The organism is Methylobacterium sp. WL19 (assembly GCF_008040005.1).
Taxonomy (GTDB): Bacteria; Pseudomonadota; Alphaproteobacteria; order Rhizobiales; family Beijerinckiaceae; genus Methylobacterium; species Methylobacterium bullatum.
The window spans coordinates 1-18,838 of the sequence record NZ_VRVC01000041.1 but is presented as its reverse complement, the minus strand read 5'-3'; the positions used below and the strand labels follow the sequence as shown (position 1 = coordinate 18,838).

The following is an 18,838-nucleotide window of genomic DNA, read 5'->3' as shown; positions in this document are numbered from 1 at the left end:
TATTTCCGAAGTCAGACAGAAGTCGAGGTTTCACCCAGCAGATTGATAATTCGCCCAATTCAATCGCACATAATCGGCCATGCCCTGCGCTGGCAAATAAGGTGGATAAATTATCCTGAATGCAGCAATAGCTTCATCAATGGCCATGCCGGAAAATAAGCTTGTGTGGCGGGACAAATAAAGCAATGCGATTGAGGGAGAGCGCGACTGGCCCTGATTGCAGTGGAGTAACACCTTGGAACTATTCAACTGCGCATGGATAGTCTCAAGTGCTGCATCAATGATCTCTGCTGCAATGTAGTTGACGTCTGCTACATCCACTAGGTTAAGAATAAGGTGGCCATCGCGGCGTGCGATTAAATATTCCAGGTGGTCTTTGGATGCAGCACGACCAGTATAGCCGAGCGCTTGGCGGTGATACGGTTCCTTGCAAGCATGAACGAAGAACCAGTCTGGCTCGCCACGGATACGCCGTTCGTCCGCTTCATCGCCAACGAAAATGCCTGGATGGACTTCAAGCATTACAAGTTCCCTCTCTACGATATACATACCTTGCCGCCATAGGAATCACCACGCCCCCACAGCTACGCAACGCCTGCCCGGTGATGATCCGAGTTGGCTCGGCTTAAGTCGCGCGTGGTAAGTTACTTGGTCGTTGGCCTAAGCCTCCACAGCCCGGGAGCGGACCTTTCAATGATCAGCAATAGATCGGAAACCACCACCTATTATGTCGGTAAACCGACCGTTTTGCCGACAGTAGGTACCATCTGATTGCGACCCAACCACGCCGTAGGTTAGGGACTTGGCCTTCCCTCGAAAGCAGACATGCAGAGAGCGATCCCATCGGATCTGACTGTCAACTCATGTGCCGATCAAGGAACGCTAGCAGATGGCTTGCGGTCGGATACGGTCGCTCGACGGCCAGCATATGCGCGGCACGCGGCAACAGGATTAACTCCGCCTGGGGGATGCCCTCGCAGATGACCTCGGCCATCGCCGGTGGCGTCGACGAATCGTCGCGTCCGGCTACGACGAGGGTCGGCGCCGTAATGCGGTTCAGCACGGGCCGCAGGTCCATCCGGCCTATCGCTCCGCACGCGACCGCATAGCCGGCCGGGTTGCACGCGGCGAAGGCGTCCCGGATAGGCACGAACACGGCAGGAGATCGCTCCGCGAAGCCCGGCGTGAACCAGCGCTGGAACGTCGGCTCCATGATCGCCGCCATCCCCGTCGCGCGTACGGTCGCCGCCCGCTCGTTCCACATCGACTCGCTCGGCAGATGGGCGGCGGTCGCCATAAGGGTCAGGCTCGACGCCCGCTCCGGCTCGGCGGCCGCCAATGCCTGCATGGTCATGCCGCCAAGCGAAAGGCCGACCAAGTGGGCCCGCTCGATGCCGAGAATGTCGAGCAGGTTGCGGAGGTCCCCTGCCAGGTCCAGGATCTCGCAGGATTCATCGCGGGTGGCCGAGCCCCCATGTCCACGAGTGTCGTAGCGCAGCACCCGATAGCGTTCGGCGACACGAGGCGCCACGCCGTCCCACATCGCCATCGTCGTCCCAAGGGAGTTAGAGAAGGCGACGACTGGCGCGCCGCCAGGGCCGGTCAACTCATAGTTCAGGGAGAGACCGTTGACGTGGACCAGTGGCATATCGGGTTCCCGTCTTCTCGCCGCGTCCAATGTGAGTAGGGGGGATGCCCGGAGGGCGGTCAATCCCAGCGGTCTTAATAGCGAGCGTCGGCAGCAAGCCTCCGGACGTTCATGCCAGTCCGGACGCCAGCCTCTCTCATCGACCCCAGGGAGCAATGCCCCCGAGGTCGATGGTCGGCCCACCTAGATCTTTACGAGGTTCAGGGTGGCGAGCGACCCGAAGGGCAGTCCAGCCAGGGGCCCGCCGACGTCCAGCGTTCCGAGGTCGATGGGGAAGAAGCCCGCGGTCTCGATCACGTCGCGGACCGCGCCCTTCGCCGCGACGTCGTCGCCCGAGTAGAACAGGACGCGCTTGCCGCCGGCCGTCTCGGGCTCAGGGAGGACATTGACGTCGAGGTGGTTGAACGCCTTGACCACGCGGGCACCCGGGACGAACTCGCTGAACACCGCACTGGAATGTTGACCGCCGAGGTCGATGGCCTTGATGCCGTAGGCGGCGAGCGGGTTGCTCGCGTCGTTCCGGTCCGGGGAGTCGGGGGCGAGAAACTCGACCGCGTTGGTGCCGTCGATGACGACGCGGCCGTTCCACGCCGGCAGGCCGTGCAGGGCCGCCTGGATATGGACCCACGGCACGGCTACCAGCACGATGTCGGCGCCCGCGGCCTCCGCGATGGTCCCGGCCTTCGCGTGCGGCCCGATCTCCTGGACCAGGCCCGCAAGGGACTCCGGACCGCGGCTGTTCGAGAGGATGACGTCGAGGCCCTTCGCGGCGAAGGCCCGGGCCGCGTTCGAACCGAGGGCGCCCGAACCGATGATGCCGATACTCATGGACTTGTTTCCTGTGTGGATGCGGGGCTGGGGAAGACGGGTCGTCGGCGCCCCGAAGGCCGAGGACCCGCCATGATCGGTCGCGCGGGATGACATATATGATAGTATGTCGTCGTCGCTACGACAGAATTTGGTAAAGCTTCACCAGACGAGAGGGATCGTGAACTTGCCCAGTCGTGCCACCTCGGCGGCGATGTCGGCGACCGTGACCCCGGACAACTCGCCCTCCATCGACTTGCGCGCCCGATCCAGGGTCGGCCGGAGCGCTTCCTGGATGTTGCCCCCGACGGCGCAGTTCGCGCAGGGCGCCGTCCGGTGAAGGGTGAACAATTCCGTGTCCTCGACCGCCTCGTAGACGTCGATGAGGCGGATCGCTGCGGCATCCTTGGCGAGCAGGGCGCCGCCACCGGCCCCCAACTGGGACTTGGTCAAGCCAGCGTCGTTCAGGCGAGAGAGCAACCCGCGAATGACGACCGCCCCGGTGTTAGCGGAGTAGGCGAGATCCTCGGACCGCATCGGCTTTCCGTCACCGACCGCAAGCGCGGCGAGGACGTGGACGGCGACGACGAAGCGGGAACTGGTTGGCATCGGAGCGTTTGAACCGTTGGTGTGTCACCGTCGGTATTGCACATTTCCTGGTTCGTCAACGGCTTCCTCGACGAAAGCCTGGTTCGGGCATTGCTTGAGGCGCTCGATCATCCAGCGGCCAGCCGGACCGGGCGGCTCGGACGTCCGGTAAACCGCGGACATCGGAAGCGAGAGGCCGCCTTCCGGAATATCCTCGATGGACAGGATCACGAGGCGGCCGTCGTCGATGTCCTGGCGTACGATGTGAAGCGGCATGCCGCCCCAGCCCAGGCCGCTCAGCAGGAAGGCGTGTTTGGCGAAGAGGTCTCCCAGCCGCCAGGTCGAGGGCGACATCACGCCGAACTCGCGCCCGGCCGAGAGATCGGATCGGTCCGTCAGGACGAGTTGTACGTGCTCGGCCAGCGCGGCCTTCGGAATGAGTCCGCGATGCGCCGCGAGCGGGTGATCCGCCGCCGCGACCATGACGAAGGTCACGCTGGTTAGGCGCTCGGCCGTGAGGCCGGCAGGCAAGGTAGGCAGCGAACCCACCAGGCCGAAGCTCGCGCGCCCGTCCATAACGGGTTGGACAGTTGCTCCAAGCGCCTCGACGTAGAGGCGCAGCGGGGTCGCGGAGAAGCTCTCCCGGAACTCCCGTGCGACCTCGGCGAAGGCGGTAATGGGAAAGAACACGTCGATGACGGCGGTGAGCTCGGGCTCCAACCCGCCGGCGATGCCCTTGGCCCGTGCCTTCAGGCCGTTGACGCCCGCGACGATGGCCCGGGCATCGGCGAGCAGCACGGCCCCCTCGGTCGTGAGGCGCGGGTAGCGGGCGCTCCGGTCGAACAGGGCGACCCCAAGCTGCGCCTCCAGGTTGGCCATCGTCTCGCTGACCGCGGATTGCGTCCGCCGAAGCTTTCGGGCCGCCGCCGAGAAGCTGCCCTCGTCGACCGCCGCCTCGAAGATCCGCAACTGGTCCAGAGACAATCCGTCGAGCATGGGGAGAGCGATCCATCGGGAAAGCCGATGGATAACATCGAAACGTACGGAGTGCCATCGCGGTCGCGGCCATGGGATGTGTCCGACGGAATGCCGCCGCATCGAAGGGAAAGCCCATGGACACGAACAAGATCGCCCTGGTGACGGGCAGCAGCCGAGGCCTCGGACGGAACACGGCCCTGGCCCTCGCGTGCTCCGGCGTCGACGTCGTGGTCACCTACCGGAGCGACGAGGGCAGTGCGGTCGCGGTGGCACGCGAGATCGAGGGACTCGGCCGGAAGGCCATCGTGCTCCGGCTGGATACGGCGGAGGTTTCATCCTTCCCGGCCTTCGTCGACAGACTTCGGCAGGGCCTGCGGGAGACCTGGTCACGCGAGACCGTCGACTTCCTCGTCAATAACGCCGGCATCGGCATCGCCGTGCCCTTCGCTGAGACCGGCGAGGAGATGTTCGACCGGCTGATGTCGATCCACCTCAAGGGCGTCTTCTTCCTGACCCAGTCCCTGCTGCCGGTCATCGTCGACGGTGGCCGCGTCGTGAACCTGTCGACCGGGCTCACCCGCTTCTCGCTGCCGGGCTACGCCGCCTACGCGGCGATGAAGGGCGGCGTCGAGACGCTGACCCGCTACCTGGCCAAGGAGCTCGGACCGCGACGGATCGCGGTCAACGCCATTGCGCCTGGCGCCATCGAGACCGACTTCGCCGGCGGCGTCGTGCGCGACAACGACGGGCTCAATAAGATGATCGCCGGCCAGACCGCCCTCGGCCGCGTCGGCCTCCCCGACGACATCGGCCCCGCCATCGCCTCCCTGCTCTCGGACGCCAACCGCTGGGTCAACGGACAGCGCATCGAGGTCTCCGGCGGCATGTTCCTGTGAGAGAACGCCGCGATCCTCACAGGGTTCACCACCGTCGTCCATCGCCACGCCCGATGGAAAGCATCGCAACGAACTGGCTTCCTCGATGCCCGGGCGGGTCGTCTAATCAGCGTGTCCTCGGGGGTGGCGGCTTCCCGCCATCGACCCCGATACCCTTATCGTTCGCCCGTAGGCCCACACCATGACTAAAATCCTCCACATCGATTCAAGCATCCTCGGCGCTCATTCGGTCAGCCGCGCGCTCACCGCCGACATCGTGGCCAGGCTGCAGGCGCTCCACCCGGGCGCGGAGGTCATCCGACGCGACCTCGTCGCCGACCCGACCCTCCACCTGTCGGACGCCCACCTGGCGGTCTTCCAGGGCGGCGAGGTCGGCAGCCAGGCCCTCGGCGAGGATCTCGCCAAGGGCGGCGCCTACGTCGACGACCTGTTCGCGTCCGAAGTCATCGTCATCGGCGCGCCGATGTACAACTTCTCGGTCCCGTCGCAGCTCAAGGCCTGGATCGACCGGGTCTGCGTCGCCGGCAAGACCTTCAACTACGGACCGAACGGCCCCGAGGGGTTGGTCAAGGGCAAGACGGTCTACGTCGCCTCGACCCGCGGCGGCGCCTACTCCGGGGACAGCCCGATTGCGGGCCTCGACCATCAGGAGAGCTACCTGCGCGTCGCGCTGGGCTTCATCGGGCTCACCGACATCACCATCGTGCGGGCCGAGGGCCTCGCGAAGGGCGGGGAGACGAAGGAGCACGCCGTCGCCGAGGCCAAGGCGCAGGTCGCGGCGCTCGCCGCCTGAGCCCGGCACCGACAGGCAATCGAAGGGCCGACGGCATCGCCGGCCTTGAGCGACCGCGGGTCGGCCCGACCGATCCCGCCGAGGACAAGACGATGGAAATCGGTATCGACAGCTTCGCCGCCACGATTCCCGACCCGGCGACGGGCCGAACGGTCCCGCCGGCGGACCGGTTGGAAGCGCTGCTGGCCGAGGTGGAGACCGCCGACCGGGTCGGCCTTGACGTCTTCGGCATCGGCGAGCACCACCGTCCGGAGTTCCTTGATGCCGCCCCCACGGTCATCCTGGCCGCCGCGGCGGCGCGTACCAAGCGCATCCGCCTCGCCAGTGCGGTCACGGTCTTGAGCGCCGCCGATCCGGTGCGGGTCTTTCAAGAGTTCGCCACTGTCGACCTCATCGCCAAGGGGCGCGCCGAGATCGTGGTCGGGCGGGGCTCCTTCGGCGAGGCCTACCCGCTCTTCGGCTTCGCCATGCAGGACTATGACGCCCTGTTCGCGGAGAAACTCGACCTGCTCCTCAAGCTGCGCGACGAGGTCAAGGTGACCTGGAGCGGTCGCTTCCGGGCGCCCCTGAACGGCCAGGGCGTGTACCCGCGGCCGCATCAGGCGCAGATCCCGATCTGGCTCGGGGTCGGTGGCACCCCGGCCTCCTTCGCCCGCGCCGGTACGTTAGGGTTGCCGCTGATGGTGGCCATCATCGGCGGCGGCTTCGAGCGCTTCCGCCCCCTCGTCGACCTCTACCGCGAGGCCGGCCGCAGGGCGGGCCACGCACCGGAGGCGCTCAAGGTCGGGGTCCACGCCATGGGCTTCGTCGGCGACACCGACCGCGCCGCCCGCGACGCCTTCTACCCCGGCTGGGCCCACATGTTCACCGAGATCGGGCGCGAGCGCGGTTGGACCCGCGTCACCCGCGCCCAGTTCGACGCCATGTGCGGCCCCGGGGGCGCCTTCCTGATCGGCTCGCCCGGCACCGTCCGCGACAAGGTCCTCGCGGCGAGCGAGGCGCTTGGCGGGCTCTCGCGCATCACCTTCCAGATGAGCTCAGCCATGCTGGAGACCGAGGCGATGCAGCGCTCGATCACGCTGCTCGGCACCGAGGTGTCGCCGGCCGTCAAGAAAGCACTGGGGGAGCCAAGCCATGGGTGAGTTGATCGGCGGCGTATGGCGCACCGGTGTGATCGAGAGCGTGCTGTCCGACGGCACGCTGCGTCGGCCGCCCTCGGTCTTCCGGGACCGGGTCACCGCGGACGACGGTCCTTTCCGGGCCGAGGCAGGACGCTATCACCTCTACGTCTCCCTGGCCTGCCCGTGGGCGCACCGCACCCTCATCATGCGCAGCCTCAAGGGGCTCGCGCCGATGGTCGGCCTCTCCGTCGTGCACTGGCTGATGGGCGAGGACGGCTGGACCTTCGCGCCGGGCCCCGGGGTCGTCCCCGACACGGTCAACGGCGTGACAGCGCTCCACCAGCTCTACACCTTGGCCGATCCGAACTGCACGACGCGCGTGACCGTACCGGTGCTGTGGGACAAGGCGACCGGTCGCATCGTCTCGAACGAATCCGCCGAGATCCTGCGGATGTTCATCGCGGCCTTCGACGGGCTCGGGGCGACCGCGGGTGACTACTATCCGGAGGCCCACCGCGCCGAGATCGACGCCGTCAACGAGCGTGTCTACGCGAACCTCAACAACGGGGTCTACCGAGCCGGCTTCGCCACGACGCAAGCTGCCTACGAGGCCGCCATCGAGGGGGTCTTCGATACCCTCGACTGGCTTGAGGAGCGCCTTGCCGGACAGCGTTTCCTGGTCGGCGATGCGCTCACCGAGGCCGACATCCGGCTGTTCACGACCCTCGTGCGCTTCAACGCGGTCTATCACGGCCACTTCAAGTGCAATCGCCGGGCGCTCGTCACGTACCCGGCGCTCTGGGCCTACACCCGCGACCTCTACCAGCACCCGGCTATCCGACCGACGGTCGATCTCGGGCACATCAAGGGGCACTACTACGGCAGCCACCCCTGGCTGAACCCGAGCCGCATCGTCCCCCTCGGCCCCGACCTCGATTTCGATGCGCCCTCGGGACGGGAGCGCCTGTCGAACTGAGCGACACGGACCGGTCCAGGCCGCCTTCGTGATCCATCGCCATGTCCGATGGATCGCATCGATATATACCGGCTATCGAACGACCCGGTGATCGAAGAAGAAGGGGCCGCAGAGGTCCCCGTCTCGGGACCGACCCGCACCCCGGGCGACCAGCGTCGCCCCCATCCGGAGAACGACGTTGAAGACCCTTCTCATCCCGACCATCGCGCTGACCCTCGCCTTGGCCGCCCCGGCCCTGGCCCAGACACCGCCGACGCGCGACCCCGCCCAGATCCAGGCCGGAACCTATGCCGTCGACGCCGGCCACACCCAGGTGGGCTGGAAGGTCTCGCACATGGGCTTCTCGAACTACCACGGCGGCTTCTCGGACGTGTCGGGCTCCCTGACCCTCGATCCGAAGAACCCGGCCCAGTCGAAGCTCTCGATCAAGATCCCGGTCGCCTCGGTCTCGACCACCAGCGACAAGCTCACCGGCGAGCTCAAGGGCGACCAGTGGCTCGACGGGGCCAAGTTCCCGGAGATGACCTTCGTGTCCACGAAGGTCGAGCCGCAGGGCAAGGACAAGGCGAAGGTACTGGGCAACCTCACACTGCACGGCGTCACGAAGCCCGTCACGCTCGACGTCACCCTGGTCGGCGCCGGCGCCAACCCGATGAGCAAGAAGTACACGGTCGGCTGCGACGCGACCGGCACGATCAAGCGCTCCGAGTTCGGCGTGAAGACCTACGTGCCCCTGATCGGCGACGATCTTCACCTCACCATCGCGGGCGCCTTCGAGCGTCAGGACTGACACCTGGGTCCGGGAGACGGAGGGCGGTCATGTCGGAAGCAACGCGGCGATACACCCGCGTGGCGATCCTGCTGCACTGGGTCAGCGCGCTCTGCGTGCTGGGCCTGCTCGGGATGGGCCTGCTCATGGTGCACGGGGACCTGGCGCCGATGCGCCGGTTCCAACTGTACCAGTGGCACAAGTCGGTGGGCATCACCGTCCTCCTGCTGACCGTCCTGCGTCTCGCGTGGCGTCTCGGTCAAAAGCCGCCGCCCCATCCTGACGGCATGCCGGCGCGTGAGCGCCGGGCGGCCGCGGCGGCCCACCTCGCCCTGTACGGGTTGCTGCTTGGATTGCCGCTCGCCGGCTGGGCCGTCGTTTCGCTCTCGCCCTTCAACATCCCGACGGTGCTGTTCGGGCAGATTCCATGGCCGCACCTGCCTCTCTCCGGACTCGTCGATCCCGCCGCCGGCGAGGCGGTGATGAAGTGGGTCCACGCCTACGGCGCCTGGTTCCTCGGCCTGCTCGTACTGCTGCACGTGGCGGCGGCGCTGCGCCATCACTGGGTTCTTCGCGACGACGTCCTGCGCCGCATGTCGCCGGCCCTGCGCGGCGCGGGCGGGCATCCCCTCACGAGATCATCGTCATGAACGTCCGTCACCTGCTCGTCCTGCTGGCCCTCCAGACGGTGCCGTCCCACGGGTTCGCCGCCGAGTGGCAGGTCGATCCTTCGAAGAGCGCGATCAGGTTCTCGGGTGTTCAGGTTGGGGTGCCGTTCACGGGGGGCTTCCAGCGCTTCGAGGCGGCGGTGGACTTCGACCCCGCCAAGCCCGAGACCGGCCACGCCACCGTCCTGATCGACCTGAGTTCGGCGAAGACCGGCGACGTCCAGCGCGACGAGGCGCTGCCGAAAAGGACTGGTTCGACGTCAAGGCGGAGGCGAAGGCCCGCTTCGAGGCGACCCGCTTCGTCGACAAGGGCGACGGCCGCTACGACGCGGTCGGCACACTGACCATCCGTGGCAAGAGCAAGCCCGTCACACTGCCGTTCCGTTTCACCCTCGACGGCGGGAAGGCGCACGCGGTCGGGCATCTCGACCTTGTCCGCACCGAGTTCGGTGTCGGCCAGGGCCCCTGGGCATCGGGGCAATGGGTGGCCCTGGAGGTGGGAGTCGACGTGGATCTCGTGGCATCAGCCGAGCCGGGAACATGACCCAAGCACGCCGAAGGTTCAGAGCTCGGCCGCTACGAGGTCTATGAAACGCCGGACCTTGGAGGCCAGGTGGCGCCGGCTCGGATAAAGCGCGCAGATCGGGACGGGGGGAGCTGCGTAGGCCGAGAGCACGGTCCGCAGGCGGTCGTTCGCGACGTCATCGTCGACAACGTAGCTCGGCAGGTAGGCCAGGCCAGCACCGGAGATGGCGGCATCCCGCAAGGCCTCGCCGCCATCCAGCGAGAGCCGCGCCCGTGGTCGGATCGAAGCGGTCCTGCCATCGATGGCGAAGCGCCAACCCCGGTGCTGGCCGGCGCTGAGATAGCTCAGGCAGGCATGGTCCGTAAGGTCGTCGGGATGCAGGGGCGGCGGTCGCGTGGACAGGTAGCCCGGGCTTGCCACGACGACATCCTGCTGCCGCGTCAGGGTCCTGGCGATCAGGCTGCCGTGCTCGCGGGGTTCCCCGATCCGGATCGCCAAGTCGTAGCCATCGTCGATGATGTCGTTGACCCGGTCGGTGAGGCTGACCTCGGCACGCAGCTTCGGCCACGACGCCAGGAACCGGTTGAGCACGGGCAGGATCACCACCCGTCCGAAGGTGGCCGGAGCCGTGAGGCGGAGTAGACCCTGCGGTTCGCCGCTCCCGTTGGCCATCGATAGCTCCGCATCCTCAAGATCGGAGAGGATTTGGGTGCATCGGTCGAGGAAGATACGGCCATCGTCCGTCAGGGCGAGACTTCGCGTCGTCCGATGGAACAGCCGCACGCCGAGGCGGCCCTCAAGCCGCCCCACGCTCTTCGCGATCCCGGATCTCGTCATCGCTCGGATGCGCGCGGCGGCGACGAAGCTGCCCGCTTCCGCCGCCGCCACGAACGCTGCGATGTCTCCGATGTTTCCTGATGACATGCGGTCTACCCGGTCCCCGGTGTGTTGACGCACATTCGCCAATCGTCCGCATATATGGGTCACCTGAACCGATTATCGGCGATAGGAAGCGCGTATCATGACCTTCAGCGATCTCGTGACCCAGCGGCTCGACCAGTGGGCCGGCAGCCTCCAGGACCTCGGCCCCGTCATCCTCGGCGAGAACAGGGACGTGACCCTGACTCAGATCCGGCGCTCCTACATCGACAAGATGGCGGAGCATCCGACGCCCGACGGCGTTCGGATCGAACCTGTCGACATGGGCGGCGTCCCGGGCACTCTCGTGACGCCGGAGGACGTCGCCGGCGACCGGGTGCTCTTCTACATCCACGGCGGAGCCTACATCGTCGGAGGACCGGGCGGATATTACGGCTTGGCCGGCGCCTTCGCCAAGGCGATGAAGGCGCGGGTCTACCTGCCGGATTACAGGCTCGCTCCGGAGCATCCCTTCCCGACCCCGATTGAGGATACCTTCGCCGCGTACCGTTGGTTGATCGACCAGGGCCAGGACCCACGGTCGGTCACCTTCGCGGGCGACTCCGCGGGCGGTGCCATGGTGGTCACGGTGATGGTCATGGCCCGCAACGCCGGCGTGCCGCTACCCGCGGGCGGGGCCGCCCTCTCCCCGTGGGCGAACCTGGAGCATACCGGCGCATCCATGTTCAACCGCGAGGGCCTCGATCCGCTGAACACCAAGGCGGGCCTCGACCTGATGGCTCGAACCTTCCTCGGCGGCGCCCTCCCGAACAGCCCAGAGGCTTCGCCGGTTTTCGCCGACGTCCGAGGGCTACCCCCGATCCTGGTGCAGATCGGCGAGGCCGAATTGATGCTTAGCGACGCCATCCGGCTCGCATCGCACCTGGGCGAGAACCGCGTTCGCGTCTCGCTGGAGATATGGCCCGGCATGTTCCACGTCTGGCACATGTTCCACGCCGAACTTGCGGACGGACAGGCGGCGGTGGCGAACGCCGCTTCGTTCCTCGGACAGGCCATCTGTTCGGCGCGCGTCGGATCGTGAACGAACGAACCGCATGCGCTTCGTAGGCGGTCATCGAAGTCGGGCTGCGCGACCACTTGAGGGATGCCGCCGGGAGGGATCGACCTCTTGCATCCCCTGAATGCCGACTGACGGCTTCGCGACTCAGGCGCCCGAAAGCGGACGGACCGCAAACCACCCAACCCGGTCGTAGAGCGGACGGACGGGTCCCGACCCAACCCAGCCGCCAAACTCGTCATCAGCGCTTCCCATAAGCGGTCGTCCGTCGGCCGTCCGGCCACTACGGCTCGGGACAGGCCCGGACTTTAGCTTTTGGGCAAGAAGCGGACGATCCGCATTCTACCTGCGACCCCGATATTGAAATAGTACGCCATCGTCCTATTTCATTCCGATGCATGCTACGACCGTCCGACAATCCGATTGCAGGGTCCTTCTTTGGCTTGCCGAAGATCTGAGGCTTGAGGACAACCTTGCCCTCCGGCGGGCCATGACCGGCTACGGGGGCTTCACGGTGCTGCGCATCGCCCCGGAGGGGCGGGGGCGACCCAGGCGGACTCCGCATCGGCGCGCCCTTGAGGAGGCAGCCGAGGCGCGACTTGAGGCGCATTTCTCGGCCAAAGGCATACCTTTCGAGGTGCGCGGCCCTGGTGACGACACGTCCGTCGCGGCGGCCTGTCGGCGGCATGGATGTTCCGTGGTCATCCGCAACGCCGCCGATGGCATGGCCGCGGAACTTGCCCATCACCGGCGATGGGCGGACGAGTTGGCGGCGGCTTGCATCCCGTTGCTGACCGTCAACGGCGAGATGATCCGTCGCAAGGGAGCGGGCGGAGCTAGACCCGACGTGCCGTTCCTGTCCGATGCGGTCGAGGTCGCACCGGGGGCGCTGCCGGACGATCACCCGATAGCCTTGTTGCGGGCCTTCCTCAGGGTCCTGCCGGAGCGGGATTACCTGGCCAGCATGTGGATGCCGGGCCGAGACCGGCTGAGCACAAGCCTACTATCGACCCACTTTGCGGCGGGCACCTTGTCCAGCGACAGGGCGAGGGCCGAAACGGAGGCGGCGGAACGCGCCAGGCATCGCGCGAACCCGGGTCAGGCCCGGACAGTCGCGGGGAAATCCTTCGGCGCCTTCAAGGGGCGCGTCCGCTACCGTCCCGGCTTCCTGACGACCTTCTCCCGCTATGAGGACGATCTGCGTCCGCTCCCGATCACGCCGGAGATGCGGCGCAGGGTCGAAGTTTGGCGGGACGGGTGCACCGGCATCCCCATGCCTGATGCGGCCATGCGCGAGCTGAAGGCGACCGGCTGGATCAATTTCCGCCTCCGTCAGCTTGCCGCCTCTTATGCGGTGCAGCTCCTGGGCTTGCCTCCGTTCGAGGTCGGAACGGTACTGGCGGAGTTGTTCGACGACTACGAGCCCGGCATCACCTGGCTCCAGGTCGCGATCAACGACGGCCGGGTCAATCAGGATCGTGGGCCGCGCATCCTGAACCCGGTCAAGCAAGGCCGCGACCTCGACCCCGACGAGAGCTACGTCCGCGCCTGGTTGCCCGAACTGGCCAGCCTTCCGGCCGGGTTCGCCCACGAGCCATGGCTGCATCCCGCATCACCCCTGCCGCCGCCCCTGGTCGACCACCTGGCCGCCGCTCGCGCGGCTTGGGGGGCGAAGTCACCCGCGCTCGGGGCGCGTCCTGTTCACGAAACCCCATCGTTCGATTTCGGCGAAAGGAATGCCCCCAGATGATTGAGAAGCACACCTTCGACTTCCTGAAGGGCATCGCGGCCCACAACGACAAGGAATGGTTCGAGGAACATCGGGACGACTACGAGCGTGCGAAGTCCAACCTCGTCGAGGTGGCAGGTCTCCTGATCGACGCGGCATCACGCTTCGATCCCAAGGTGAAGAAGGCGAACGCCGAGCCGACGAAGTGCGTGACCCGCATCAACCGGGACATGCGCTTCGCCAAGGGCAAGCCGCCGTACAAGACGGACCTGTTCGTGATGCTCAACGGTGTCGGCGACTACCAGGGGTCGGCCTCGTACTACCTCCATGTCGAGCCCGGGGCCTGCTACGCGGGTGGGGGCATCTTCACGACCGAGCCGAAGGCGCTCGACAACATCCGCAAGCGGATCGCGGCCTCGGTGCCGAAATGGACCGGTGTCGTCGAGTCCCGCGAGATGAAGGCGATGTTCCCCGACGGGCTGACGAGCCCTGGCGAGCTCAAGCGGGCGCCTCAGGGGTACGATCCCGACCACCCGGCCATCGAGTACCTGCGCTTGAAGGGGTTCTGCGCCAACCGCAAACTGACGAACAAGCAAGTCCAGGGTGACGACGCCCTCGATGTGGTCGTCGAGACCTTCGCGGCGGCCCAGCCCCTCGTGGCCTACCTCAACGACGCCATCGTCGGCTGACGGACCTGATCGAAAAACCGGAACCGGCCAGGAACCATGGGCCGAAACGCGACTTCTCATAATAGTACGACATCGTCCTTTTAATGCTCCAAGTATGGTGCGCGGACCGCTCCGCTCCCGGCGTGGCGGACCACACGACCCAACAGACAGGCAGTTCGAATGTCCCGCGAGACGATCAAGACTTGGTACATCGCCGGCCTCCAGGCCTACCGTTCGGCCTCTGAGCAGGGCAAGGCGGCAGCCTCGCAGGCCGAGGGGCAGTTCACCGATCCGGAGTTCAAGAAGCTGGCCGGCGAAGGCGCGGCGCTGTGCGGCCGCCAGCAGCAGGCGATGATCGACTTCCTCAAGGAGCTCGACACCCAGCCGAACGACTTCAAGGACCGTATCCAGGCCGGCATCGCCGAAGGCACTGAGATGTCCGTCAAGGCTGCCCAGGACGACGAGACACGCGACGTCGCCATCGGCTTCGGTGCCCGAGCCGGCCTGACCTACGTGGCCACAGCGTTCCAGTGCCACGTGATTTACGCGAAGGCACTCGGCCTCTCGAAGCAGGCCGAGGAGTTCGAGCGCCTCGGCCAGGAGAGCAAGGCGCTGGAAGAGCGTTACGCAAAGGCCGCCGAGGCCGCGGTCGGCAAGCAGGCCGCCTAGCACTCGGGCGATAGGGATCACGGGGCCTTCGGCCTCGTGATGACGGCGACCGGCCGGCGCTCCGCCCCCTCGCGCAGGTCGCTCGCCGCTCACCATCACAGATGGACGGCCGTGCGGGACGCCTTGGCTTGGCCGTTCGCACGCACCACCTTCGGTGCATGCGTCCCCCAGCGAAATCGGCTCCGATCTTGGACCAATCCGGCAAGCGTACCCCCGTCCATTCGTCGCCGGACCGCCCGCGGCGTGGACGCCCGCGCGCCGACCAGGCCGGGCAGATCGAGGAACGCATCATCACTGTCGCCTCGTCCCTGTTCCTGGAGCAGGGGTTCGGTCGCACGACGGTCGACCAGATTGCGGAGCTCGCCCACACGGGCAAGACGACGCTGTACGGGCGCTTCCCGACCAAGGAGGCCCTCTTCTCGGCGGTGGTGCTCCGCTACGTCGACGTGTTGCAGGCCCGGATGGCCATCGTGCCCACGAGTGGGTCGTTGAAGGAGCGTCTCGTCCAGGTCGGCATCGAGCTCGCGAACCTCACCCTTGCCGAGGAGAGCATCGCCCTGATGCGCCTAACCATCGCCGAGGCGAAGGCATTTCCCGAGCTAGGTCGTGAGGGATTCCGGATCGGTTTCGGGGGGTGCGTCAGCTGCATCGCCGAATGCCTGGCGACGGATGCCTCCGACGCAGCGCTGGCCGAGGCCACCCCGACGGCGGTGCGGTTCGTCGAGATGGCCCTCCACCCCCTCTACATGCACGCCTTCTCCGGTGCAGACCTTTCCGGGTTGTGCGAGCGGGCGACCCGAGACGTGCCCGAAGTCGCCGAGATCCTGTTGAGCGGACGATGTTGATGTCCGCTTGAAGCATTTGGCGACCGAAAACGGTCTCGCCGCTTCCACCCAACCCAGTCGTTGACCTCTGCCTCAACAGGCTGGGCGCGGACCTTCTGAGGGTCGGCAAGGGGCCGGGAGTGGGCCCAGGGAACGGGTTCTATCCGTCAGATTTCCTCCACTAGAGATACCTGAGCCAGGCGATCTCGCGTCGGGATGCCTTGAAGCGCGAGAACCAGGCCGTCGGCCAGTAGAGGGGCACGACCAAGCCGACGTACCAGACCAGCACCCAGCCGTAATCTGCCACGCCGAACACGCTGCCCTGCGTCGGGCCCCAGATGGCGGCGGCACCGTGATACAGGAGCCGCAGGATCGTCAGGTGGAGCAAGTAGAAGAACATCGGCGCACCGCCGAACACTGCTAAGGCCGCGACGACTGGGGCGTCGCGCCTTCGTTCAAGCGCGACGACGAGCAGCGCCCCGATCCCGAGCGTCAGCAGCAGGAACAGCAGCGAAGGGGGATACTTCGTCAGCGAAACGAAGCTCATCGTGGTTCGAAGCGCGTCGCCCTCGACGGCGAACCAGGGCATGTCGCCGTAGCCGTTCGCCAGACGTAGGATCACGAAGGCAATGAACATCCCGCAGCCGAGAGCCACAAACCGGCGCTCGCGGGTTTGCGCCGCGACGGTGGGCAGAAACCACGGGCCGACCGCGTAGCCGAGCACAATCACGCCAATCCACGGGAGCACGGGATAGGTCGTCTTGGCGACCAGCCCGAACGGCAGCGCGATGACGTCACGCTGGTGCAGCATCGCCCAGACCGGGAAGAACGGTTGGTGAGGCTGGAGGTGGATCGGGTCGAGGAGGTTGTGGCCACCGACGATCAGCAGTCCGACCGCGAGGAGGACAGGGCGTGGAAGGCCGACCAGCACCGCCAGGACGATCATGCAGACGCCGATGCACCAGATCACCTGCAGCCAGAGCGTCGGACTGGCGACGCCCCAGTACAGTTCCGAGAGGTAGAGGACCTCCAGCGCCATCAGCACGAGCCCACGCTTCAGCAGGTAGGCCCGTGTCTCCGCCAGTGTATGCCTGGTACCGAACAGGTACGCAGCCACGCCGGTCAACGCGATGAAGATGGGCGCGCACAGGCTGACGAGGAGGCGGGCCAGGGCCACGGCCGGCAGGGCAGCCCGTGCGTCGACCGGGTCGGCCACGGGTACGTGCAGGAACCAGGTCTCGCGCAGGTGATCGAGGAGCATCAGTACCATCACCAGTCCGCGTAGGGCATCGATGGAGGCGATGCGGGCGGACAGGGGCGATAGACTGACCGACGCCTCTGGCGGCTCCGGACGCTCGCCCATCAGAACCGCGCCGTCATGCTGACGGTGACGCGCCGCGGTTCACCGACGCCGACCCAGAAGGTGTTGTAGGAGCGCTCGTAGTAGGTCTCGTCGAAAATGTTGTCGACGTTCAGCCCGAAGCGCAGGTTCTCGTAGCGGTAGTAGGCCAGCGCGTCCGTCAAGACGTAGCCCGGCAAGCGGAAGCTCTCGACGCCGCTGTCGCCGAGCCGCGAGCCGATGGCGCGGAACCCGCCGCCGATCCCAAAACCCTTCCAGTCGCCCGCCTGGACCTCGTAGATGCCGAGCAGCGAGCCGCTGTGGCGTGGAATGTTGAGCAGCGGTGATCCGACCCTTAGCACCTCGTCGCGGGTGACCGCCGCGTCGATGAAGGCGTATCCGCCAATCACCCGGAACTCGGGCGTGACCTGCCCAACCAGGCTGACGTCGAAGCCCTGGCTGCGCACCGCCCCGGCGGCGATCTGGAAGAAGAAGTCTGCCGGGTCGGTGGTGAGTACGTTCTCCTTCTCGATGTGGAAGGCGGCGGCCGTCACGCTGAGGCCGTCGAACAGGTCGAGCTTGGTCCCGACCTCGTAGGCGAACCCGGTCTCGGGCGCGAAGGGCCGCGACGCGCTATCGAAGCCGGTGTTGGGGCGGAACGAGGCGGCGACGTTGCCGTAGAGCGCCAGGAACGACAGCGGCTGGTAGACGAGACCGGCCCGCGGCGAGAAGCCGGTACGGTCCTGCTCGGTGCGTTCGTTCGCGACCTTGTCGCGGAAGGTCTGGTTGTAAAAGTCGGTGCGGTTGCCCAGCAACAGCTTCCATTCCGGGCTCAGGGCGATCTGGTCCTGGAGGTAGACCGCCGTGTTGCCGACGTTCTCGCTGGCGCTGTAGCGGCGCGTGAACGGAGGCTTGGCCTGCCCGTAGACCGGGTTGAACAGGTCGATGGCGAAGGGGTCGAGACGCGGGGTCGAGCGCAGCAGGTTCTCGGTGCTGTTGTAGCGCTCGTGCTCCAGGCCGAGCAGCAGGGTGTGGGCGATGGGCCCGGTCTCGAAGCGCCCGACGAGTTCGGCCTGGCCGATGGCGACGCCCCAGGTGAAGTCGTGCTGGCGGAACTCGCGCAAGAGCGTGCGCCCGTCGTCGAGGATCCCGGTCGCGCCGGTCTGCAGGCCGGTGAGGCTACCGGTGTTGAGGTGCGTGGCGACCCGCAAATGCCAGTTGGTGTTGAAGGCGTGCTCCAGCCGCACCTGCAGCAGCGCGCTCTCGGACACGGAATCGTCGCCCGGCTCGCCGAAGAAGCGTGAGCGCGGGACGAGGCCGAGGCGGTTGTTCACCGCGACGGTGCCGCGGTCGAAGGTCTGGCGGTTGCGCAGGTACTGCGCCTCGAACGTGATCTTGGTGTCGGGGGTGACCTGCCAGCTCACCACCGGCGCCAGGAGCACCCGGTCGCCGTCGACGTAATCGCGAAAGCTGTCCTGGCGGGCGAGCGCGCCGTTGAAGCGATAGAGGACGCTGCCGTCCTCGCTCAGCGCGCCGCCGGCATCGACCGTGGTGCGGGCGGTGCCGAAGCTGCCGAACAGCGTGCCCATCTCGACGAAGGGTCGCGCTACGGGCTGCTTGGTCAGGATGTTGACGGTGCCCCCCGGATCGCTGCGGCCGTAGAGGGCTCCGGCCGGGCCCTTCAGGACCTCGATGGACTGGACGTTCTGGGTGTCGGGGGCGCCGTTGTAGCCGCGGGCGATGTTGAAGCCATTGAAGAAGATGTCCTGGGTCGCGAATCCCCGAACGGAGTAGAGGGCGAGGTTCTGAGCGCCAAAATCGTTCTGCTTTCCGACCCCGGGCACGTAGTCGCGCGCGCGCTCGACGCGGGTCGCGGCTGTGTCAATCAGGACTTCCCGGGGGA

The 18,838-nt window shown here is 66.7% G+C and carries 20 protein-coding genes and 1 pseudogene; 13 read left to right on the top strand and 8 right to left on the bottom strand.

Features of this window, described 5'->3' with window-relative positions; all coding sequences use genetic code 11:
- Window positions 1–30 precede the first annotated feature (30 nt).
- The 5 genes from FV220_RS10530 to FV220_RS10510 form a co-directional block, all read right to left on the bottom strand.
- Entirely contained in the window at window positions 31–522 is a 492-nt protein-coding gene (locus FV220_RS10530) for a dual specificity protein phosphatase family protein (protein WP_147831228.1), read from the bottom strand.
- A gap of 334 nt (window positions 523–856) precedes the next feature.
- Window positions 857–1,648, bottom strand: a complete 792-nt coding sequence (pcaD, locus tag FV220_RS10525; protein ID WP_056093384.1) for a 3-oxoadipate enol-lactonase — start codon at window positions 1,646–1,648, stop codon at window positions 857–859.
- A gap of 183 nt (window positions 1,649–1,831) precedes the next feature.
- Window positions 1,832–2,476: an NAD(P)-binding domain-containing protein gene (locus tag FV220_RS10520; RefSeq protein WP_056093387.1), complete on the bottom strand. Its 645-nt coding sequence runs from the start codon at window positions 2,474–2,476 to the stop codon at window positions 1,832–1,834.
- Window positions 2,477–2,617: 141 nt separating this feature from the next.
- The gene (locus tag FV220_RS10515; protein WP_056093390.1) at window positions 2,618–3,064 is read right to left on the bottom strand and encodes an Rrf2 family transcriptional regulator; all 447 of its coding nucleotides are present in this window, start codon (window positions 3,062–3,064) and stop codon (window positions 2,618–2,620) included.
- Window positions 3,065–3,088: 24 nt separating this feature from the next.
- Entirely contained in the window at window positions 3,089–4,039 is a 951-nt protein-coding gene (locus tag FV220_RS10510; RefSeq protein ID WP_147831226.1) for a LysR family transcriptional regulator, read from the bottom strand.
- Between the two features lie 116 nt (window positions 4,040–4,155).
- On the opposite strand from FV220_RS10510, the gene FV220_RS10505 reads away from it, so the two are divergent.
- From FV220_RS10505 to FV220_RS26055, 8 genes and pseudogenes are all read left to right on the top strand, one after another.
- Complete coding sequence (locus FV220_RS10505; RefSeq protein ID WP_147831224.1) at window positions 4,156–4,917, top strand: SDR family oxidoreductase; 762 nt, start codon at window positions 4,156–4,158, stop codon at window positions 4,915–4,917.
- Between the two features lie 181 nt (window positions 4,918–5,098).
- Window positions 5,099–5,710: an NAD(P)H-dependent oxidoreductase gene (locus FV220_RS10500; RefSeq protein ID WP_056093401.1), complete on the top strand. Its 612-nt coding sequence runs from the start codon at window positions 5,099–5,101 to the stop codon at window positions 5,708–5,710.
- Between the two features lie 92 nt (window positions 5,711–5,802).
- The gene (locus FV220_RS10495; RefSeq protein WP_056093404.1) at window positions 5,803–6,852 is read left to right on the top strand and encodes an LLM class flavin-dependent oxidoreductase; all 1,050 of its coding nucleotides are present in this window, start codon (window positions 5,803–5,805) and stop codon (window positions 6,850–6,852) included.
- A complete protein-coding gene (locus tag FV220_RS10490; protein WP_147831222.1) occupies window positions 6,845–7,807 on the top strand; it encodes a glutathione S-transferase family protein in 963 nt (320 codons plus the stop codon). The genes FV220_RS10495 and FV220_RS10490 overlap by 8 nt, the downstream gene beginning before the upstream one ends.
- A gap of 178 nt (window positions 7,808–7,985) precedes the next feature.
- Complete coding sequence (locus FV220_RS10485) at window positions 7,986–8,597, top strand: YceI family protein (protein ID WP_147831220.1); 612 nt, start codon at window positions 7,986–7,988, stop codon at window positions 8,595–8,597.
- Between the two features lie 29 nt (window positions 8,598–8,626).
- The gene (locus FV220_RS10480; RefSeq protein WP_056093413.1) at window positions 8,627–9,226 is read left to right on the top strand and encodes a cytochrome b/b6 domain-containing protein; all 600 of its coding nucleotides are present in this window, start codon (window positions 8,627–8,629) and stop codon (window positions 9,224–9,226) included.
- On the top strand, window positions 9,223–9,588 hold the full coding sequence (locus FV220_RS26060; RefSeq protein ID WP_246689428.1) for a YceI family protein: 366 nt from the start codon (window positions 9,223–9,225) through the stop codon (window positions 9,586–9,588). Before FV220_RS10480 ends, FV220_RS26060 begins: the two co-directional genes overlap by 4 nt.
- A pseudogene (locus tag FV220_RS26055) lies at window positions 9,543–9,788 on the top strand (YceI family protein); the annotation flags it as partial. The gene FV220_RS26060 and the pseudogene FV220_RS26055, both read left to right, overlap by 46 nt.
- An 18-nt stretch (window positions 9,789–9,806) precedes the next feature.
- On the opposite strand, the gene FV220_RS10470 reads toward FV220_RS26055, so the two are convergent.
- Window positions 9,807–10,694 (bottom strand): LysR family transcriptional regulator, encoded by an 888-nt coding sequence (locus tag FV220_RS10470; protein ID WP_056093421.1) that lies wholly within the window; start codon window positions 10,692–10,694, stop codon window positions 9,807–9,809.
- Window positions 10,695–10,791: 97 nt separating this feature from the next.
- On the opposite strand from FV220_RS10470, the gene FV220_RS10465 reads away from it, so the two are divergent.
- The 5 genes from FV220_RS10465 to FV220_RS10445 all read left to right on the top strand — a co-directional run bounded on the left by FV220_RS10465 (window position 10,792) and on the right by FV220_RS10445 (window position 15,617).
- Window positions 10,792–11,730 (top strand): alpha/beta hydrolase, encoded by a 939-nt coding sequence (locus tag FV220_RS10465; RefSeq protein ID WP_056162264.1) that lies wholly within the window; start codon window positions 10,792–10,794, stop codon window positions 11,728–11,730.
- Between the two features lie 370 nt (window positions 11,731–12,100).
- Window positions 12,101–13,456 (top strand): FAD-binding domain-containing protein, encoded by a 1,356-nt coding sequence (locus FV220_RS10460; protein WP_147831218.1) that lies wholly within the window; start codon window positions 12,101–12,103, stop codon window positions 13,454–13,456.
- Window positions 13,453–14,124 carry a DUF2461 domain-containing protein gene (locus tag FV220_RS10455; protein ID WP_056162270.1) on the top strand — a complete coding sequence of 224 codons (672 nt, stop codon included), beginning with the start codon at window positions 13,453–13,455 and terminating at the stop codon, window positions 14,122–14,124. The genes FV220_RS10460 and FV220_RS10455 overlap by 4 nt, the downstream gene beginning before the upstream one ends.
- Window positions 14,125–14,283: 159 nt before the next feature.
- Window positions 14,284–14,772: a DUF892 family protein gene (locus FV220_RS10450; protein ID WP_056162272.1), complete on the top strand. Its 489-nt coding sequence runs from the start codon at window positions 14,284–14,286 to the stop codon at window positions 14,770–14,772.
- 188 nt (window positions 14,773–14,960) lie between these two features.
- The gene (locus FV220_RS10445; protein ID WP_056162276.1) at window positions 14,961–15,617 is read left to right on the top strand and encodes a TetR/AcrR family transcriptional regulator; all 657 of its coding nucleotides are present in this window, start codon (window positions 14,961–14,963) and stop codon (window positions 15,615–15,617) included.
- Window positions 15,618–15,777: 160 nt separating this feature from the next.
- Here FV220_RS10445 and FV220_RS10440 read toward each other — a convergent pair whose 3' ends face one another.
- Both FV220_RS10440 and FV220_RS10435 read right to left on the bottom strand, forming a co-directional pair.
- Entirely contained in the window at window positions 15,778–16,959 is a 1,182-nt protein-coding gene (locus FV220_RS10440; RefSeq protein WP_056162279.1) for a heparan-alpha-glucosaminide N-acetyltransferase domain-containing protein, read from the bottom strand.
- Window positions 16,959–18,838, bottom strand: a 1,880-nt coding sequence (locus FV220_RS10435; RefSeq protein WP_147831214.1) for a TonB-dependent siderophore receptor, incomplete at its 5' end; no start/stop codon positions are given. The genes FV220_RS10440 and FV220_RS10435, both read right to left, overlap by 1 nt.

Excerpts from the sequence above, each read along its gene's own strand:
- FV220_RS10530 (WP_147831228.1), bottom strand. The coding sequence starts at position 522 with ATGCTTGAAGTCCATCCAGGCATTTTCGTTGGCGATGAAGCGGACGAA.
- pcaD (WP_056093384.1), bottom strand. The coding sequence starts at position 1,648 with ATGCCACTGGTCCACGTCAACGGTCTCTCCCTGAACTATGAGTTGACC.
- FV220_RS10520 (WP_056093387.1), bottom strand. The coding sequence starts at position 2,476 with ATGAGTATCGGCATCATCGGTTCGGGCGCCCTCGGTTCGAACGCGGCC.
- FV220_RS10515 (WP_056093390.1), bottom strand. The coding sequence starts at position 3,064 with ATGCCAACCAGTTCCCGCTTCGTCGTCGCCGTCCACGTCCTCGCCGCG.
- FV220_RS10510 (WP_147831226.1), bottom strand. The coding sequence starts at position 4,039 with ATGCTCGACGGATTGTCTCTGGACCAGTTGCGGATCTTCGAGGCGGCG.
- FV220_RS10505 (WP_147831224.1), top strand. The coding sequence starts at position 4,156 with ATGGACACGAACAAGATCGCCCTGGTGACGGGCAGCAGCCGAGGCCTC.
- FV220_RS10500 (WP_056093401.1), top strand. The coding sequence starts at position 5,099 with ATGACTAAAATCCTCCACATCGATTCAAGCATCCTCGGCGCTCATTCG.
- FV220_RS10495 (WP_056093404.1), top strand. The coding sequence starts at position 5,803 with ATGGAAATCGGTATCGACAGCTTCGCCGCCACGATTCCCGACCCGGCG.
- FV220_RS10490 (WP_147831222.1), top strand. The coding sequence starts at position 6,845 with ATGGGTGAGTTGATCGGCGGCGTATGGCGCACCGGTGTGATCGAGAGC.
- FV220_RS10480 (WP_056093413.1), top strand. The coding sequence starts at position 8,627 with ATGTCGGAAGCAACGCGGCGATACACCCGCGTGGCGATCCTGCTGCAC.
- FV220_RS26060 (WP_246689428.1), top strand. The coding sequence starts at position 9,223 with ATGAACGTCCGTCACCTGCTCGTCCTGCTGGCCCTCCAGACGGTGCCG.
- FV220_RS10470 (WP_056093421.1), bottom strand. The coding sequence starts at position 10,694 with ATGTCATCAGGAAACATCGGAGACATCGCAGCGTTCGTGGCGGCGGCG.
- FV220_RS10465 (WP_056162264.1), top strand. The coding sequence starts at position 10,792 with ATGACCTTCAGCGATCTCGTGACCCAGCGGCTCGACCAGTGGGCCGGC.
- FV220_RS10460 (WP_147831218.1), top strand. The coding sequence starts at position 12,101 with ATGCATGCTACGACCGTCCGACAATCCGATTGCAGGGTCCTTCTTTGG.
- FV220_RS10455 (WP_056162270.1), top strand. The coding sequence starts at position 13,453 with ATGATTGAGAAGCACACCTTCGACTTCCTGAAGGGCATCGCGGCCCAC.
- FV220_RS10450 (WP_056162272.1), top strand. The coding sequence starts at position 14,284 with ATGTCCCGCGAGACGATCAAGACTTGGTACATCGCCGGCCTCCAGGCC.
- FV220_RS10440 (WP_056162279.1), bottom strand. The coding sequence starts at position 16,959 with ATGGGCGAGCGTCCGGAGCCGCCAGAGGCGTCGGTCAGTCTATCGCCC.